Raw genomic sequence first — 17,107 nt, 5'->3', positions numbered from 1 at the left:
CGCGCGGCGTCGTGTCCTGTCCGCCGAGGTCCTCAGCCCGGCTTCGACTCGCTGCGCGAGACGAGCAGCCGGTTGGTGGCCTCGAGGCGATGGGCGAGGTCTCGCATGACCGCCAGCGCCAATTGAGAGAATTCTTCCAATAAGCTTAAGAAATGATCCCGTGGCAACCGCAGCACGCTGGCGTCGGACGCGGCGATGACCGAGGCCGAGCGCGGGGCGCCGGTGATGACGCCCATCTCGCCCACCAGCGAGCGGGCGCCGATGCGCGACACGACGAGCGGCCCGGACGCCGTCTCCAGCACGACGTCCGCCGAGCCCTCGATGATGACGTAGGCGCAGTCGCTGTCGCTGCCCTGGCGGAACATCACGTCGCCCGTCTTGAAGGACAGCCGCTGGCTGGTGAACGCGATCAGCTTCAGGCGGCGCGGATCGAGCCCCTTGAAGATGGGCACGGCCCGCAGGCTTTCGACTTCGGCTTCAAGTCCCATCGGCGCGTCCCGCTCGGTTCATGGCCGGAAGCCCCCACTGCATCTCAGGCCCTCCCGGCCGCGGCGTCGGCGGCGAGCTTGCCGCCGCCGCGTGCCCGGCCGACTTCCATCGTACCGCGCAGTTTGGGCCCTGCGAAGGCGACGACGTGGTCGAACCCGTCCGGCGCCTCCGCCGTCCGCATCGAGACGACGAGGCTGGCATCCCCCATGGCGGCCTGAATCCGCTCGAAGACCTGACGGCGCTCGCCGTCGCCGAACTGCGACAGCGCGTCGTTGACGACGAGGACCGACGGCCGCTTGACGAGCGCCCGCGACAGCGAGACGGCGGCGCGCTGCGAGGGCGTGAGGAAGCGTCCGCCCGGGCCGCACTGGAAGTCGAGGCCCAGCCGGTAGACGTCCTCGTCGAGGCGAAGGTCGGTGACGCAGCGCCGCACGACCGCGAGCACCCGGTCCTCGGCGCCGGCCACCCCGTAGGTGATGCGGCCGAAGAGGAGGTTGTCCTTGAGCGGGGCGGAGGCGCACACGCGCGCCGGATCGTAGAACTCGATGGCGCCCGAGAGGGCGGCCGGCAGGTTCGCCTGGATCAGCCGGCGCGCCGCGACGATTCGCTGCTCGCGCTCGCCGTTGAGCAGGCCGAGGCGGTGCCGGGGCTCGATGTAGTCGAGGGTGAGTTCGACGAGGCGGGCCTTCTCGCCCTCGTCCAGCGCCTCGCCGCGGTCCTTGCGCGCCACGATGGCGGCGAATTCGGGCAGGTCGTCCGAGCGGATGAAGGAGAACTGCTCGAACAGGAAGTGGTCCGGCGGCAGGTCGGCGAAGATGTCGATCATCGTCGCCGCGATCTCGCGGCCCATCTGGGTGAGGTCGGCGCTGAGCCCGGACGTCTCCACCGTTTCGCGGATGAAGGCGTTGCGCAGGAAGTTGCGGCCGGCAAGGGTCCCGCCGATCGGGATGCCGAACAGCAGGTTCTCCGACACCGTCGCGTTGCGGTTGTAGCGCGCAGGGTCGAAGGGCTCGATGAGATCCGTCGACCCCGCCGCAGCCAGCGCGGCGAACACCGCCTGCCGCGCCTCGACCGCCTTGACCGCGAGCGTCGGGAAGCGGCCGGCATCGATGAGCCCGCCGAGGCCGAAGCGGTAGATCGTCTGGTCCATGCCGGCGATGCGCAGCGCCTCGATGATGCGCCGGTCGAGTTCGTCCGGCCCGTCAGCCCCCGCCGTGGCGTAGTCGATCCAGTCGCCCGGATGGTCCCACGTCTCGTCGACGGGGCGATTGAGGTTGAGGCCGTAGGCGACGTTGTCGCGGATGCTGCCCTGGAAGATCACCGTCTCGGGACCGGCATAGCCGATCATCCGCCCGGCGGTCTCTGCCGGGATGGCCGAGACATCATAGCCGGCGACCCTGAGGCGGCCGGTGTAGGCCATGATCTGGCGCCCGAGGATGCGCGCCAGCACGTCCGGCGCGTCGCCGCCCTCTGCGGTGACCGCAACGTGGGAAGGCAGCGGCACCGCGAAGGTCACGTTGTCGAGGTGCATGTGCCCGCGCGAGTCGGCCACCTTGAGGCCCGACGCCTCGATGGCGCCGACGAGCGTCGCGGCGGGCTCCGGGATCTGCGTCGGCTCGGGGATGAGGTTCACCGAGGCGAACTGGTCCACGACCTGGTCGTACTTGACCTGCACGTCCATGCGCTGCTGGTCCCAGTCGATCAGCTCCTTCACCGGCGGGGGCAACTCGCGGTAGGCGGCGATGACGGCGACGAGCTGGCCGATGTCGAGCCGGCCGGTGAGCGCGAGGTAGCCGCCCAGCGAGTAGAAGACGAAGGGCGTGAACTGGGCCAGCAAGTTATTGATGAACTTCACCATAAACTTGCGGTTGTAGAGATCGAACCGGATCTTGAAGAGCTGGCTCAACCGCCGGTCGACCCGCGACAGCTCGTACTGCGCCGTGCCGTGGCCGTGTACGGCCGACATGCCCTCCACCACCTCGCCGATCTGCCCGGCCAGCGCGCGGGCGGCGAGCTGGCGCTGCTTGCCGAGCCGCAGCTGCTCGCGCCGCAGATGCGGGATCAGGATCGCCTGCACGCCCACGATGAGGCCGGTGATGAGCCCGAGGATCGGGTTCTGGATGACGATGAAAGTCAGCGCCGTCAGCGCCTGCCCGCCGAGGAAGACCGGCGTGACGAAGGCGTCGCCGACGAAGCCGCCGATGGGCTCGACCTCGTTGTTGATGACGGTCGCCATCTCCGAGGGCTTCACCGCCCGCATGCCTTCGGGCGTGAAGCGCACGAGCGTCGAGAACAGCTCGAAGCGCATCGTCTTGAGCAGCTGTTCGCCCAGCTTGCCCTTGCGCAGGTTGATGTACCACTTGAACCCGCCGTTGACGAAGACGAGCAGCAGGAACATGCCGCTGAGCGCGAAGAGGTAGGGGAAGCGCTCCAGCGACAGGCCGTCGAACAGCGTGAACTGCGCCCCGCCCAGCCACGATGGCAGCGTCACCTTCCACGCGAAGAGCGTCGCCTCCGTCTTGCCGCCCGCGAAGGCGCGGCCCTGGATCGCGTCGTTGACGATGTACTTCGGCAGGTCGAGCGAGACGAAATAGAACGGGAGCGATACGAGGACGACCGCGAGGATGGCCAGCTGCTCGCGCCGGCTGTGCGTCCAGATGTACGAAAACAGATTTCGGTTCATGCAGGCCGCCGGACCGGAAACCGGCAACCCGGCTCCGCGCGAGGATGAGGCACGACCCCCCGTACCCCTGCGGCAACTATAGCTTATGGTTGCAAGAACCCAAGCAGCCTTGCAGTCTCATTAACCGTAGGTTGTAGCCGCTACAGGGGCAGCAGCGAGACCGCTCCCATCGAGAGGGCCATGAGAAGGGCGAAGATGGCGGTCGCGATCCGGTCGAGCATGGGTTTGCTCCTCAACGGGATGACAACGTGCTAATTCTACGCCGGTTCGCGGGCATCCGTGCTCAGAATCCCGTGAACGCGGCCGAGGCCACGCCGGGAACCATTGCGAAACAGTAATGTTGTCGCCACGCGGCGGAAGGCCGGACCGGGTTTGTCTGGTGGTGTGCCGGGCGTCACGCCGGCTCGAAACGTGGAGCAAGACGATGAGCACCCTGTCGAATCGTATGGACCGGACCGTGCTGACGGCGGCGGGCCTCGCCCTCGTGCTGGCGGCCGGCGGCGTCGCCTATGCCGCGGAGAACCGCGGCGTCGAGGGCGGCCTGCAGCAGACGCAGTGGCGCGAAGGCCGCGGCGGCGGCGACCGCGGCGACCGGATGGGCGGAATGGACGGCATGGGCGGGATGATGGGCGGTCCGATGATGATGGGCGGCCGGCTCTGCAACGCGTCCGAGAGCTTCGTGCCGCGCATGACGCAGCGCCTGGAGCGCTCGGTCACGCTCACCGACGCCCAGAAGCCCGACTTCGAGGCGCTGAAGGCCGCGATGACCAAGGCCGAGTCGACGCTGAAGGCCGCGTGCCCGACGGAGGCGGAGCGCAACGACCGCACGCCGACGGGCCGCCTCGCGCTCGCCGAGAAGCGCATGACCGCGGCGCTCGACGCGATCAGGACGGTGCGGCCCGCCTTCGACGCCTTCTACGCCAAGCTCGACGACAAGCAGCGCGACCAGATGCGCTGGTCGACGCGCGGCGGAGCCGGCGGCCACATGATGGACGGCCACCGCCACCGCTGGAACTGACCCTGCCGAGCCGCCGCCCCATCGCCGGGGCGGCCGGCTCGTCCCCTCTCAGCGACCGATGGCGTAGGCCTGCATCAGGCGCGGCGTCGCCGCCGCGCGGAGCAGGCCGTCGTCGTCGCGCTGCGCCGCGGTGAGGCGGCCCACCGTCCACTCCGGCGCCACCTCGACGTCGTGCCCGCGCCGGCGAAGCTCGGCGATGGTCGCCTCCCCCGCCGACTTCTCGATCATCAGGCTGCCCGGCTTCGCCTCGCGCGGGAAGAACGACGAGGGGAAGTGCCCCGTGTGGAACAGCGGCAGGTCGATCGCCTCCTGCAGGTTGAGCCCGTGGTGGACCTTCCGCAGGAACAGCGAGATCTGCCACTGGTCCTGCTGGTCGCCGCCGGGCGTCCCGAACACCATGCGCGGCACGCCGTCCTGCAGCGCCAGCGAGGGCGTGAGCGTGGTGCGCGGCCGCTTTCCGGGCGCCAGGCTCGACGGCAGTCCCTCCTCCAGCCAGAACATCTGCGCCCGCGAGTTGAGCGGGAAGCCGATCTCCGGCACCACCGGGGACGACTGCAGCCAGCCGCCCGACGGCGTCGACGAGATCATGTTGCCCCAGCGGTCGATGACATCGATGTGCACCGTGTCGCCGCGGCGCGCCGTGCGCAGGTGCGCCATGGTCGGCTCGCCGACCCCCGCCCCGCCCTGCGTCGGCCCGATGGAGGCGAGCAGCTCCAGCGTGCGGCGCACCTGCTCCTCGTAGCCCGGCAGGACGCTCGGCCGCAGCTCGCGCGAGGCGGTCTCGCCGATCAGCGCGCGGCGGGCGGCGGCGTTCTCCCTGGAGAGCAGCCGGTCGATCGGCACGTCGACGAAGTCCGGGTCGCCGTAATAGGCCTCCCGGTCGGCGAAGCCGAGCTTCATCGCCTCGACGACGAGGTGGACGAAGTCCGGCGAGACCGGGTCGAGCTTGCCGATGTCGAAGCCCTCGAGGATCGACAGCGTCTGCAGGAAGGCCGGGCCCTGCCCCCAGGGCCGCTGCTTGCAGACGGTCCAGCCGTGGTAGTCCAGCGTCTGCGGCGCGTCGTAGCTCGCCTGCCACTCGGCCATGTCCTGCCCGGTGAGCACGCCGCCGTTGCGGTGGCCGCTGGCGTCCATCACCTCCTGCGTGCGGCAGAACCGGTCGATGGCCTCGGCGACGAAACCCTTCATGAAGGCGGCGCGCGCCGCCTCGATCTGGCGCTCCCGGTCGCCGCCGGCGGCCTCGGCCTCGCGGCAGATGCGCTCGTAGGTGTCGGCGAGGACCTCGTTGCGGAAGAGCGAGTCGGGCTTCGGCACGTCGCCGCCCGGCATCCAGGTGGCGGCCGACGTCGGCCACTCCTTGCGGAAGAAATCCGCCTGCCCGGCGATGGTGTCGCAGACACGCGGCAGGATCGGGTGCCCGTGGCGGGCGTAGTGGATGGCGGGCTCGAGCACGTCGCGCGGGCGCATCGTCCCGTGGTCGCGCAGCAGCGTCATCCAGCCGTCGAAGGCGCCGGGGACGACGGTGGCGAGGAGGCCGGAGCCGGGGATGAGTGAGATGCCGCGCGCCTTGTAGGCCTCGATCGTCGCGCCCTTCGGGGCGACGCCCTGCGCGCACATGACCTCGACCTTCTTCGTGCGCGACGACCAGAACACGGCCGGCATGTCGCCGCCGGGGCCGACGAGGTGCGGCTCCACGACCTGCAGGACGAAGGCGGTGGCAGCGCAGGCGTCGAAGGCGTTGCCGCCCTTCTCCAGGATCGCCATGCCGACGGCGGTGCCGAGCCAGTGCGTCGAGGTGACGACGCCGAAGGTGCCCTTGATCTCGGGACGGGTGGTGAACACGGGGCGGACCTCCGGATGCTTCTTGTTGTCTGGGTGATGCGGACGATCAGCTTTCGCGCGGATCGAGGGCGTCGCGCAAGCCGTCACCGAGCAGGTTGAAGCCGAGCACGGTGAGGAAGATGGCGACGCCGGGAAACACCGACATCCACCACTGCCCCTGCTGCACGAAGTTCTTGCCGGTGTTGAGCATCGCGCCCCAGCTCGGCGCCGGCGGCTGCTGGCCGAGGCCGAGGAAGGACAGGCTCGCCTCGGCGATGATGGCCTGCGCCACGATGAGCGTCGCCTGAACGAGGATCGGCGCGAAGATGTTGGGCAGGATGTAGCGGGCGATGATCCAGCGGTGCGGCAGGCCGACCGCGCGGGCGCCCTCCACGTAGTCCTCCGTCTTCACGGTCAGCGTCTGGGCGCGGGTGAGGCGGATGAAGAGAGGCGCGGCGGCGATGCCGATGGCGATCATCGCGTTGACGAGGCTCGGCCCCAGCACGCTGCCGAGCGCGATGGCGAGGATGAGGAACGGACAGGCGAGCAGCGCTTCCGTGCACCGGGAGATGATGCTGTCCGTCCAGCCGCCGAAGTAGCCGGCGATGACGCCGAGCGGGCCGCCGATGGCGATGGCGATCGTCACCGAGACGACGCCGGCCATCAGCGAGGCGCGGGCCCCGTAGACGACGCGCGAGAGCACGTCGCGGCCGAGCTCGTCCGTGCCGAACCAGTATGTCAGCGACGGCGCCTTGCGCACCGCGCTCCACGACGTCTTCACCGGGTCGAACGGCAGCACCCACGGGCCGGCGACCGCCGCGAGCACGAAGAAGAGCACGATGGCGCCGCCCAGCGCGGCGGAGCGGTTGCGCAGCAGCTTCCCCCAGACCCGGCTGCGCGGCGCGGGGGCGGCGGTGGCGGCGGTGTCGAGCGCGAGCGTCATCAGCGCGTCCTCAGCCGCGGGTTGAGCACGACGTAGAGCACGTCGGCGAGGAGGTTGAGCCCGATGTAGCCGATCGCGGTGCACAGCACGACGCCCTGCACGACTGCGTAGTCGCGATTGAACACCGCATCGACGATGAGCTTGCCGAAGCCCGGGATGGTGAAGATCTGCTCGGTGAGCACCGCGCCGGCCAGCAGCTCGCCGAACAGCAGCGTCGCGATGGTGACCACCGGCACGAGAGCGTTGCGCAGGGCGTGGCGAAGGATCACGACGCTTTCCAGGAGGCCCTTGGCCCGCGCCGTGCGCACGTAGTCCTGCTTGAGCACGCCGAGCATCGCGCTGCGGGTGTGGCGCATGATGCTGGCGGCAAGCGCGTTGCCGAGCACGAAGGCCGGCATGATCATCGTCCGCAGGTTCTGCGACAGGCTCTCGGTGGGCGGCACGTAGCCCGACGCCGGCAGCCAGTTGAGCTGCACCGAGACGAGGAAGATCAGCATGATGCCGAGGAAGAAGTTGGGGATCGACAGCCCCCACAGCGCGAGGCCCGTGGCGGCGTAGTCCCACGCCGTCCCCTTCTTCACGGCGGCCATGATGCCGGCCGGGATGCCGATGGCGAGCGCGAAGGCCATCGCCATCGCCGCGAGCTGCAGCGTCACGGGCAGCTTCTCGCCGATGAGGTCGAGCACCGGCAGGTTGGTGCGCAGCGAGATGCCGAGGTTGCCCTGCAGCGCCTGGAAGGCCCAGGCGAAGTACTGCAGCGGCAGCGGGTCGTTGAGGCGGTACTTCTCGCGCAGCGCCTCGATGACGAGGGGGTCGCGCTCCTCGCCGGCCAGCACGAGGATCGGGTCGCCGGGCAGCATCTTCTGCAGCACGAACACGAAGATCGAGACGAGCACGATCGTCGGGATCGCGATGAGGATGCGCCGGGCGATGAAGTTCAGCATCGAGGAGGCTCTCCGGCCGGTCGGTGCACGCGGGTGCCCCGTCAGGCCGCGCCGGACGGAAGCGGAAGGTGGTGAGGTCCGTCGACCCCCACCCCTTGCCCCTCCCCACAAGGGGGAGGGGGATCGGAGGGGTCGAGGATCATGAGCCGGACGAAAGCCGGCGATCCACGTGGGCCGCACGAACCCGGCGAGGCTGGATCCTTCCGCCTCCCCTTCCCCTTGTGGGGAGGGGCCGGGGGTGGGGGTTTGCCGTGCGCCAGCGGGTCTCGCCGGGTCAGCCCTTGACGTTGTCGAGGCGGATCATGCCGTCGGGATGAGCGACGAAGCCGTCGATCTTCTTCTTCATCCCCCAGATCCAGCTCTCGTGGTAGAGGTAGATCGTCGGCAGGTCCTTGGAGAGGATCATCTGCGCCGCCGTGTACTTGGCCTTGCGGGCCGCCGGATCGGCGAGCGTGCGGGCCTCGTCGAGCAGCTTGTCGACCTCGGGGTTGCAGTACTTCCAGTCGTTCAGGCCGCCCTTGCAGGTGACGAAGGCGTGGATGTTGCCGTCCGGATCGGGGCGGCCGGACCAGCCGTACTGGTTCGCCTGGAAGTCGCCCTTGGTGCCCTCGTTCAGCATCGTGGCGAACTCGGTCGCCTTCAGCTTGATGGCGAAACCCGACTCCTCGGCCATCGACTGGATGACCTGCATCACCGCCTGCGAGCGCGGGTTGTTGGCCATCGTCACCTCGACGGCGACCGGCGTCGTGACGCCCGCCTCCTTCAGCAGCGCCTTCGCCTTGGCGACGTCACGCGGCTGGATCGGCAGTTCCTTGGCGTTGTAGGGGTTCGCCGGCGGGAACGGCTGGTTGCCCGGCGCGAACTGGCCCTCGAACACCACCTGGTTGATGGCGTCGCGGTCGATGGAGAGCTCGAGCGCCTGGCGCACGCGCTTGTCCTGGCCGAGCGGGTTCTTGGCGCGCTCGCCGTTGGCGAGGTTGATGTTGAGGCCCTGGTAGCCGAGGCCCACCGCCGAGGCGACCTTGAGGTTGGCGTCGGCCTTGGCCGTCTTCACGTCCGTCGCCTCGAGGCGCTCGATGATGTCGAGGTCGCCCGAGCGCAGGTTGGCGAGGCGCACGGTGGAATCCGGGATCGGCAGGTAGGTCACCCGCTCGAAGGAATAGGCGCCCTTGTTCCAGTGGTCGGGATAGCGCTGCAGCACGATGCGGTCGTTCTGCACGCGCTCGACGAACTGGTAGGGGCCGGAGCAGACCGGCTTGGCGCCGAAATTCGCGCCCGCCGCGGCTGCGGCCTTCGGCGACAGCATCATGCCCGAGCGGTCGGAGAGCTGCGCGAGCACGGTGACGTCGGGCTGCGAGAGCACGAGCTTCACCGTCATCGGATCGACGACCTCGACGGCCGAGATCGACGTGATCTCCGACTTGCGCCGGGACTCCGGCAGGGTCTTGGCGCGCTCGATGTTGTACTTCACCGCCTCGGCGTTGAAGGGCTCGCCGTCATGGAACTTGACGCCGTCGCGCAGCTTGAACGTGAGCGACTTGCCGTCGGCGCCCCACTCCCACGAGGTGGCGAGACGCGGCACGAACTTCAGGTCCGGCGTCACGTCGACGAGCTTGTCGCACAGCGCCGTGAAGACGATGCGGCCGACGAAGGTGCGCGCCTGGTGCGGGTCGAGCACGTCCGGGTCCTCGGCGAGGCCGACCCGCAGGTTCTGCGCCGAGGCGGCCCCGGCGAAGCCGGCCACGAGGGCGGCGGCGATGACCGTCCCGAGCACGGGACGGCGGATGGATGGCAGTCGTCGGGTCATGGATACTCCCCTCTCCACGATGGTCAGGCGGATGGCGGCGCCGCGGCGCCGTCCCCGCCCCTCTGGTCCTGGAACCGGCGATAGAGCGCCATGCGACGCAGCTTCGCCGGCGGTTCCGGATGGGCGATCAGCCGGGCCGTGTCGTCGGCCGGCAGCGTCTCGTAGAAGTGGCAGGCGACGGTGCGCCCGCCGGCGTCGCGCAGCGCCGGCTCCTCCTCGCGGCAGCGCGCCTGCGCGAAGGGGCAGCGGGTCGAGAAGCGGCACCCCGGCGGCGGGTTCGCCGGGCTCGGGATGTCGCCCTCCAGCAACCGGCGCTCGCCCCGCAGGCCCGGCACGGGCACCGGGATCGCGGCGAGCAGCGCGCGCGTGTAGGGGTGCAGGGGACGCTCGTAGAGTTCGCGCGTCGGCGCCACCTCGACGATCTTGCCGAGGTACATCACGATCACGCGGTCGCTCATGTGGCGGATGACCGCAAGGTCGTGCGCGATGACGATGAGCGTCAGCGAGAAGCGGTCCTTCAGGTCCTGCAGCAGGTTGATGACCTGCGCCTGGATCGACACGTCGAGCGCCGACACCGGCTCATCGCCGATGACGAGGCGCGGATTGGACGCGAGCGCCCGGGCGATGCCGATGCGCTGGCGCTGGCCGCCCGAGAACTCGTGGGGATAGCGGTCCGCGTGCTCCGTGCGCAGGCCGACGGTCGCGAGCAGGTCGAGCGTCTTCTCGCGCCGCTCCTTCCCCGAGCCCATGCCGTGCAGCCACAGCGGCTCGCCGACGATGTCGGCCACCGTCATGCGCGGGTTGAGCGACGAGAACGGGTCCTGGAAGACGATCTGCATGTCGCGGCGCATGCGCCGCAGCCCAGCCTCGTCCAGCGCGGCGAGGTCCTGGCCCTCGACCGTCACGGTGCCGCTGGTGGGCTCGAGCAGGCGCAGCGCGAGGCGGCCGACGGTCGACTTGCCGCAGCCCGACTCGCCGACGATGGCGAGCGTCTCGCCCGTTTCCACGTCGAAGCTGACGCCGTCGACGGCGCGCACCACGGTCGGCTTCTGGAAGAGGCCGCCGCCCGTCCGGAAATGCTTGCGCAGGTTGTCGACGGAGAGGATCGCGCTCATGCGGGCACCGTGTCCATGTCGGGCGCGGCGTGTACCTCGAGCGGCGCCCGCAGGCAGGCGACGTCGTGGCCCTCGGCGACCGCGGCCAGCGGCGGCGTGCGCTCGGTGCAGGCGGCGACGGCGAAGGGGCAGCGGGGCGCGAAGCGGCAGCCGGCCGGCATGCGCTCCGGCGGCGGCACGCTGCCGGGGATCGTCGCCAGCCGCCCGCCCCCGCCGGCGAGCGACGGCAGCGAGCCCATGAGGCCGATGGTGTAGGGGTGCTGGGGATCCTCGAACACCGCCCGCACCGGGCCGCGCTCGACGATGCGTCCGGCGTACATGACCGCGACGTCGTCGGCGACCTCCGCCACCACGCCGAGATCGTGCGTGATGAGCAGCATCGCCGTCCCCGTCTCGCGCTGCAGCGAGCGGACGAGGGCGAGGATCTGCGCCTGGATGGTGACGTCGAGCGCCGTCGTCGGCTCGTCCGCGATGAGCAGGCGCGGTCCGTTGGCGAGCGCCATCGCGATCATCACGCGCTGGCGCATGCCGCCGGAGAGCTGGTGCGGATACTCGTCGAGCCGCTTCTCGGCCGCGGGAATGCGGACCCGCTTCAGCATCTCGAGGGCGACGTCGCGGGCCTTCTCCTTCGGCACGTCGCGGTGCCGCGACACCACCTCGGCGATCTGGTTGCCGATGGTGAAGGCCGGGTTCAGCGACGTCATCGGCTCCTGGAAGATCATCGTCATCCGGTCGCCGCGCAGGTCCGCCCGGGCGCGCGGATCGAGCGTCAGAAGGTCACGGCCCTCGAACAGCACCTTGCCGGCGGTGATCGACAGGGGCGGCGTCGCGAGGAGACCCATCACCGCCAGCGACGTGATGGACTTGCCGCAGCCGGACTCTCCGACGAGGCACAGCGTGCGGCCCGGCGCGATGGAGAACGAGACGTCGTCGACGAGGGTGGTCGTACGGTCCCGCGCGCTTACGGCGATGGAGAGACCCTCCACAGCGAGCGTCGGGAGCTCGGAGGCACGCGGGTCGTCAATGGCAGGGGCAGCGGACACGGCATTCACGGAGCGTGATCGTAGTTCCCACCCCCGGCGCTTCAAGGGGGTCACATGTTATTTTACACGTAAAGGAACGGCGGAAATGGAACACGCCCGGATTGCGGGCAATCCGGGCGTGTCGAAAGCAGTCGGTGATCAGACTTGCGTCACTCGGCCGTCGCGCCGGCGGCCTTGATGACGGGGGTCCAGCGGGCGACCTCCTCGGCGACGAAGCCCTTGAGCCACTGCGGGTTCTGCTGGTTGGCGGCCGGCAGCACGGCGCCGAGCTCGAGCAGGCGGGTGCGGGTGTTGGAGTCCGCCAGCGCCTTGTTGAGCGCGTCGCTCAGCTTGGCGACCACGTCGGCCGGCGTGCCCTTGGGGGCGAAGACGGCGTTCCACGCGCTCACCTGGTACTCGGGGAGGCCGGCCTCCTTCGTGGTCGGCACGTCGGGCAGCGCCGGCGAGCGCTCCGGCGTGGCGATGGCGTAGGCCTTGATGGAGCCCGCCTTGATCTGCGTGACCACGTTGACGATCTGGTCGGTCATGAAGTCGACCTGCCCGGAGACGAGGTCGTTCAGGGCCGGGCCCGTGCCCTTGTAGGGGACCTGGGTCGGCTTGGCGCCGAGCTGGGCACCAAGGAGCAGCGCCGTGGTGTGCGAGACGCTGCCGACGCCGGCGTGGGCGAGGTTCAGCTTGTCGCCCTGCGCCTTGGCGAAGGTGATGAACTCCTTCAGGTCCTTCGGCGGCAGGTCCTTCTTGGCGACGAGCAGGATCGGCGTGCCGGCGGCCATGCCGATCGGCTCGAAGTCCTTCGTCGGGTCGTACTTGAGCTTGGGATAGAGGGCCGGGGCGGCGCCGTGCGTGCCCATGTGGCCCATCATGATGGTGTAGCCGTCAGGCGCCGCCGTGGCGACGCGGGTCGTGCCGGTCGTGCCGCCGGCGCCGGCCACGTTCTCGATGACGATCTGCTGGCCCAGCGTCCGCGACATGTTCTCCGACACGATGCGCGCGATGACGTCCGTCGGCCCGCCGGCGGCGAAGGGCACCACCATCGTGATGGGCTTGTTGGGATATCCCTGGGCAAAGGCCGGCGCGGCGGCCAGCGTCAGCGCGGCCGCGGCCGCTGCAAGGAGGCTCTTCATCGGTTCACTCCCACGAAGGCGTTTCGCGGGCCGGTGTTCCGCCGTGCCCGCTGGTGGACACCACATAGGAGTCATTTGTCAAAAATGGAGTCGGACGAAGGTCTATTCTGTGAAAACTTCGTCGCGACCCTTCCGGACCGACGGAAGCAGTGCAACCACAAGCAGCACGAGCGCAACCACAAGCAGCCCCGCCGAGACAGGCCGCTCGATGAACGTCATGAAGCTTCCGCGTGACAGGATGAGTGCCTGCCGCAGCTTCTCCTCCATCAGCTTGCCCAGCACGAAACCCAGCAGCATGGGCGCCGGCTCGAAGCCGAACTTGAAGAGCACGTAGCCGACGAGCCCGAAGAAGGCCGTGGCCATGACGTCGTCCGGGTTGTTGTTGATGGAGTAGATGCCGATGCAGCAGAAGATGAGGATGGCCGGGAACATCAGCCGGTACGGCACCTTCAGGAGCCTCACCCAAAGGCCGACGAGGGGCAGGTTGATGATCAGCAGCATCAGGTTGCCGATCCACATGGACGCCACCATGCCCCAGAAGAGCGTGGGGTTCTTCTCCATGACCTGCGGGCCCGGGATGATGCCGTGGATGGTCATCGCGCCGACCATCAGGGCCATCACCGCGTTCGGCGGGATGCCGAGCGTCAGGAGCGGGATGAACGCCGTCTGAGCACCGGCATTGTTGGCCGCCTCGGGGCCCGCCACGCCCTCGATGGCGCCGCGCCCGAAGCGGCGCGGATCCTTGGCGATCTTCTTCTCGACCGTGTAGGACGCGAACGGGCCGAGCACCGCGCCGTTGCCGGGCAGGATGCCGAGCAGAGCACCGAGGCCCGTGCCGCGCAGGATGGGCATCGCCGACTGCCGCAGGTCGTCGCGGGACGGCAGCAGCCGCCCTATGGAGCCCTTCACCACGTCGCGCGCCTCGGGGTTCTCGAGGTTGCGCAGGATCTCGGCGAAGCCGAACAGGCCCATGGCCAGCACGGCGAAGTCGATGCCGTCGGAGAGGCCGGTGAGGCCGAGCGTCAGCCGCTCCTGCCCCGTCTCGAGGTCGGTGCCGACCGTCGACAGCAGCAGGCCCGTCAGGATCATGGCGATGGCCTTGATGATCGACCCGCGCGCCAGCACCACGGCGAAGACGAGGCCCATCACCATCAGCGAGAAGTACTCGGCCGGCCCGAAGATCAGCGCGAGGCGCGTCAGCGGAACGCCGAGCGCGGCGATGACGAGGGTCGCCACGCAGCCCGCGATGAAGGACGAGATGGCGGCCGTGCCGAGCGCCACGCCGGCCCGCCCCTGCTTGGCCATCTGGTGGCCGTCGAGCACGGTGACGACGGACGTCGCCTCGCCGGGGATGTTGACCAGGATCGCCGTGGTCGAACCGCCGTACTGCGCCCCGTAGTAGATGCCGGCGAGCATGATCAACGCGCCGGTCGGGTCGAGGCCGAAGGTGATCGGCAGCAGGATGGCGATGGTGGCGATCGGGCCGACGCCCGGAAGCACGCCGATCAGCGTGCCGACCATGCAGCCGACGAAGCAGAGCGCGAGGTTCTTGAGGCTCAGCGCGGTGGCGAAGCCCAGCGCCAGGTTGCTGAAGATGTCCATGGCGCCGACCTCACATGAAGGCGACGACCGGGATCGGCAACCCCAGCGCGACCTTGAAGAGCAGGATGCAGAAGGCGGTCATGGCGGCGGCGAAGATGATCGCCTCGCCCCAGCGCACTTCGTCGGATGCCATGGACCCGATGATCATGGCGAGCGGGCCCGCGAAGGCGAGCCCGAGCGTGCGGATGGTGAGCGCGAAGACCGCGACGGCACCCAGGATGAAGATGGGCCCGCGCAGGTGCCAGCGGGTGAGAGGTTCGCCCTCCTCCATGAAGGCGGAGATCACGAGCACGACGCCCGAGAGACCGACCAGCACGGCCAGCGCCCGCGGCAGCATGCCCGGGCCCATGGCCCGCAGCGTCCCCATCGGAAGATCGGACGACTGCCACAGGGCGAACGCGGCCACGGCCACGAGAAAGAGCCCGGCTGCCACGTCCTGAGGCGACTTCGGCTGCCCGCCGCGCGAGGCAGCGCTACGCTCGTCGGTCATGCTCACGCCGACCCCTCCCCCACTCAATCAACCGGAATTTGGCGTCAGCGCCTTGTTGTTCGTTCCTGTTGATTGCCTTACAGACGGCGCCAGTCAAGCACCCCCGCGAACCGATCAGCCCCGGTCCGGCACAAATTCGGTCGAAAGTGACGCCCATGGCCAGCAACCGCGTGCATCGCATCGCCGTGATTCCCGGAGACGGGATCGGCAAGGAAGTGGTCCCGGAAGGGTTGCGGGTCCTCGAGGCAGTGGCCGGCCGGCACGGCTTCGCGTTGCAACTGGACAGCTTCGATTTCGCGTCCTGCGACTACTACGCGCGCCACGGCCGCATGATGCCCGACGACTGGAAGGAGCGGATCGGCGGCCACGACGCGATCTTCTTCGGCGCCGTGGGCTGGCCCGCGACCGTCCCGGACCACGTCTCGCTGTGGGGCTCGCTGCTGCTCTTCCGGCGCGAGTTCGAGCAGTACGTCAACCTGCGGCCGGTGCGGCTGATGCCCGGCGTGCCGAGCCCGCTGGCGGGCCGCAAGCCGGGCGACATCGACTTCTACGTCGTCCGCGAGAACACCGAGGGCGAGTATTCCTCGATCGGCGGGCGGATGTTCCCCGGCACGGACCGCGAGTTCGTCGTGCAGGAGACCGTGATGACCCGCACGGGTGTCGACCGGATCCTGCGCTTCGCCTTCGAACTGGCGCAGAAGCGGCCGAAGAAGCACCTGACGTCGGCGACCAAGTCCAACGGCATCTCGATCACGATGCCCTACTGGGACGAGCGCGTGGAGGCGATGGCGAAGGCCTACCCCGAGGTAAGGTGGGACAAGTTCCACATCGACATCCTCACGGCGCACTTCGTGCTGCACCCGGACTGGTTCGACGTGGTCGTCGCGTCCAACCTGTTCGGCGACATCCTCTCCGACCTCGGCCCCGCCTGCACGGGCACCATCGGCATCGCCCCCTCGGGCAACATCAACCCGGAGCGGGACTTCCCGTCCCTCTTCGAGCCGGTGCACGGCTCGGCGCCCGACATCGCGGGCCAGGGCATCGCCAACCCGGTCGCCCAGATCTGGTCGGCGGCGATGATGCTGGAGCACCTCGGCGAGGTGGAGGCGGCCCGCGACATCGAGGCCGCCATCGAGCGGGTCCTTGCCGATCCGCGGCTGCGCACCCGCGACCTCGGCGGCAGCGCCGACACCGTCGCCTGCGGCAAGGCCGTGGTCGCCGCCCTCGCCTGAGAGACCTTCACGCGCTAGAAACCACGTGGTGCCACGCGGGCTCGCTCCCGACGGCCCGACCGGAGGATGCCCCCGATGGAGTTCAGCCCCCAGACCCTCGTCCAGATCCTCCAGATCATCTGGATCGACCTGCTGCTCTCCGGCGACAACGCGGTCGTGATCGCGCTGGCCTGCCGCTCCCTGCCCGCCCACCAGCGCCGCGTCGGCGTGTTCCTGGGCGCCAGCGTGGCGGTGGGGCTGCGGATCATCTTCGCCTTCGTGATCAGCTACCTGCTGGAGATCCCGCTGCTCGGGGCGATCGGCGGCGTGCTGCTGTTCTGGATCGCCGTGAAGCTCGCCATGGGCGAGGACGAGGACCATGCGAACGTCAGCGAGAGCGAGACGCTGTGGCAGGCGGTGCGCACCATCGCCATCGCCGACGCCGTGATGAGCCTCGACAACGTTGTGGCGATTGCCGCGGCGGCTGACGGCAATGTCTGGTTGTTCGTCTTCGGCCTGATCGTCTCGATCCCGCTGATCATCTTCGGCTCGACGCTGATCATGGGCCTGATCGCCCGCTTCCCGATCTTCGTGTGGGCCGGCGCGGCGCTGCTCGGCTGGATCGGCGGCGAGATGATCGCCGCGGACCCGTGGGTCGAGGCCAAGATCGGCCCGACGGCCCACTCCTGGCACATGCCGGCCGCCATCGCAGGGGCCGCGCTGGTGCTCGTCATCGCCCTCGTCGTGCGGTGGAGGCAGTCCACCGCCTCCCAGACGCACTGAGGGCGCCCGAGCGCGAGCTTTGCCGCGGCCGGCG

At 69.5% G+C, this 17,107-nt stretch carries 14 protein-coding genes; 3 read left to right on the top strand and 11 right to left on the bottom strand.

The features are described 5' to 3' along the window. Positions 1–32 precede the first annotated feature (32 nt). Positions 33–488 carry a Crp/Fnr family transcriptional regulator gene (locus tag ACX9GQ_RS02200; RefSeq protein WP_459627893.1) on the bottom strand — a complete coding sequence of 152 codons (456 nt, stop codon included), beginning with the start codon at positions 486–488 and terminating at the stop codon, positions 33–35. Positions 489–532: 44 nt separating this feature from the next. After that, positions 533–3,172 (bottom strand): ABC transporter transmembrane domain-containing protein, encoded by a 2,640-nt coding sequence (locus ACX9GQ_RS02195; protein ID WP_459627892.1) that lies wholly within the window; start codon positions 3,170–3,172, stop codon positions 533–535. 424 nt (positions 3,173–3,596) lie between these two features. Here ACX9GQ_RS02195 and ACX9GQ_RS02190 point away from each other — a divergent pair, with 424 nt between their 5' ends. Next, complete coding sequence (locus tag ACX9GQ_RS02190) at positions 3,597–4,190, top strand: Spy/CpxP family protein refolding chaperone (RefSeq protein WP_459627891.1); 594 nt, start codon at positions 3,597–3,599, stop codon at positions 4,188–4,190. 48 nt (positions 4,191–4,238) lie between these two features. On the opposite strand, the gene ACX9GQ_RS02185 is transcribed toward ACX9GQ_RS02190, so the two are convergent. The 9 genes from ACX9GQ_RS02185 to ACX9GQ_RS02145 form a co-directional block, all read right to left on the bottom strand. Continuing rightward, the gene (locus ACX9GQ_RS02185; RefSeq protein ID WP_459627890.1) at positions 4,239–6,032 is read right to left on the bottom strand and encodes a gamma-glutamyltransferase family protein; all 1,794 of its coding nucleotides are present in this window, start codon (positions 6,030–6,032) and stop codon (positions 4,239–4,241) included. A gap of 46 nt (positions 6,033–6,078) precedes the next feature. Then, positions 6,079–6,954, bottom strand: coding sequence for an ABC transporter permease (locus tag ACX9GQ_RS02180; protein ID WP_459627889.1), 876 nt, complete (start codon positions 6,952–6,954; stop codon positions 6,079–6,081). Beyond that, complete coding sequence (locus ACX9GQ_RS02175) at positions 6,954–7,898, bottom strand: ABC transporter permease (RefSeq protein ID WP_459627888.1); 945 nt, start codon at positions 7,896–7,898, stop codon at positions 6,954–6,956. Before ACX9GQ_RS02175 ends, ACX9GQ_RS02180 begins: the two co-directional genes overlap by 1 nt. A gap of 274 nt (positions 7,899–8,172) precedes the next feature. Further along, on the bottom strand, positions 8,173–9,705 hold the full coding sequence (locus tag ACX9GQ_RS02170) for an ABC transporter substrate-binding protein (RefSeq protein WP_459627887.1): 1,533 nt from the start codon (positions 9,703–9,705) through the stop codon (positions 8,173–8,175). Between the two features lie 23 nt (positions 9,706–9,728). Next, on the bottom strand, positions 9,729–10,820 hold the full coding sequence (locus tag ACX9GQ_RS02165) for an ABC transporter ATP-binding protein (protein ID WP_459627886.1): 1,092 nt from the start codon (positions 10,818–10,820) through the stop codon (positions 9,729–9,731). Beyond that, positions 10,817–11,863 (bottom strand): ABC transporter ATP-binding protein, encoded by a 1,047-nt coding sequence (locus tag ACX9GQ_RS02160; RefSeq protein ID WP_459627885.1) that lies wholly within the window; start codon positions 11,861–11,863, stop codon positions 10,817–10,819. Before ACX9GQ_RS02160 ends, ACX9GQ_RS02165 begins: the two co-directional genes overlap by 4 nt. A gap of 149 nt (positions 11,864–12,012) precedes the next feature. Then, entirely contained in the window at positions 12,013–12,987 is a 975-nt protein-coding gene (locus ACX9GQ_RS02155) for a tripartite tricarboxylate transporter substrate-binding protein (RefSeq protein WP_459627884.1), read from the bottom strand. Between the two features lie 102 nt (positions 12,988–13,089). After that, the gene (locus ACX9GQ_RS02150; RefSeq protein WP_459627883.1) at positions 13,090–14,589 is read right to left on the bottom strand and encodes a tripartite tricarboxylate transporter permease; all 1,500 of its coding nucleotides are present in this window, start codon (positions 14,587–14,589) and stop codon (positions 13,090–13,092) included. Positions 14,590–14,599: 10 nt separating this feature from the next. Beyond that, positions 14,600–15,079, bottom strand: a complete 480-nt coding sequence (locus ACX9GQ_RS02145) for a tripartite tricarboxylate transporter TctB family protein (RefSeq protein WP_459627997.1) — start codon at positions 15,077–15,079, stop codon at positions 14,600–14,602. 155 nt (positions 15,080–15,234) lie between these two features. On the opposite strand from ACX9GQ_RS02145, the gene ACX9GQ_RS02140 reads away from it, so the two are divergent. Continuing rightward, a complete protein-coding gene (locus tag ACX9GQ_RS02140) occupies positions 15,235–16,311 on the top strand; it encodes a tartrate dehydrogenase (RefSeq protein WP_459627882.1) in 1,077 nt (358 codons plus the stop codon). A gap of 75 nt (positions 16,312–16,386) precedes the next feature. Next, a complete protein-coding gene (locus tag ACX9GQ_RS02135) occupies positions 16,387–17,073 on the top strand; it encodes a TerC family protein (protein WP_459627881.1) in 687 nt (228 codons plus the stop codon). Positions 17,074–17,107 lie beyond the last annotated feature (34 nt).

The sequence above is a fragment of the Alsobacter sp. R-9 genome, from assembly GCF_054612375.1.
Note: the sequence above shows the minus strand (reverse complement) of the source record. Positions and strands in the feature narration are given on the sequence as shown.

Excerpts from the sequence above, each read along its gene's own strand:
- ACX9GQ_RS02200 (WP_459627893.1), bottom strand. The coding sequence starts at position 488 with ATGGGACTTGAAGCCGAAGTCGAAAGCCTGCGGGCCGTGCCCATCTTC.
- ACX9GQ_RS02195 (WP_459627892.1), bottom strand. The coding sequence starts at position 3,172 with ATGAACCGAAATCTGTTTTCGTACATCTGGACGCACAGCCGGCGCGAG.
- ACX9GQ_RS02190 (WP_459627891.1), top strand. The coding sequence starts at position 3,597 with ATGAGCACCCTGTCGAATCGTATGGACCGGACCGTGCTGACGGCGGCG.
- ACX9GQ_RS02180 (WP_459627889.1), bottom strand. The coding sequence starts at position 6,954 with ATGACGCTCGCGCTCGACACCGCCGCCACCGCCGCCCCCGCGCCGCGC.
- ACX9GQ_RS02175 (WP_459627888.1), bottom strand. The coding sequence starts at position 7,898 with ATGCTGAACTTCATCGCCCGGCGCATCCTCATCGCGATCCCGACGATC.
- ACX9GQ_RS02170 (WP_459627887.1), bottom strand. The coding sequence starts at position 9,705 with ATGACCCGACGACTGCCATCCATCCGCCGTCCCGTGCTCGGGACGGTC.
- ACX9GQ_RS02165 (WP_459627886.1), bottom strand. The coding sequence starts at position 10,820 with ATGAGCGCGATCCTCTCCGTCGACAACCTGCGCAAGCATTTCCGGACG.
- ACX9GQ_RS02155 (WP_459627884.1), bottom strand. The coding sequence starts at position 12,987 with ATGAAGAGCCTCCTTGCAGCGGCCGCGGCCGCGCTGACGCTGGCCGCC.
- ACX9GQ_RS02150 (WP_459627883.1), bottom strand. The coding sequence starts at position 14,589 with ATGGACATCTTCAGCAACCTGGCGCTGGGCTTCGCCACCGCGCTGAGC.
- ACX9GQ_RS02145 (WP_459627997.1), bottom strand. The coding sequence starts at position 15,079 with ATGACCGACGAGCGTAGCGCTGCCTCGCGCGGCGGGCAGCCGAAGTCG.
- ACX9GQ_RS02140 (WP_459627882.1), top strand. The coding sequence starts at position 15,235 with ATGGCCAGCAACCGCGTGCATCGCATCGCCGTGATTCCCGGAGACGGG.
- ACX9GQ_RS02135 (WP_459627881.1), top strand. The coding sequence starts at position 16,387 with ATGGAGTTCAGCCCCCAGACCCTCGTCCAGATCCTCCAGATCATCTGG.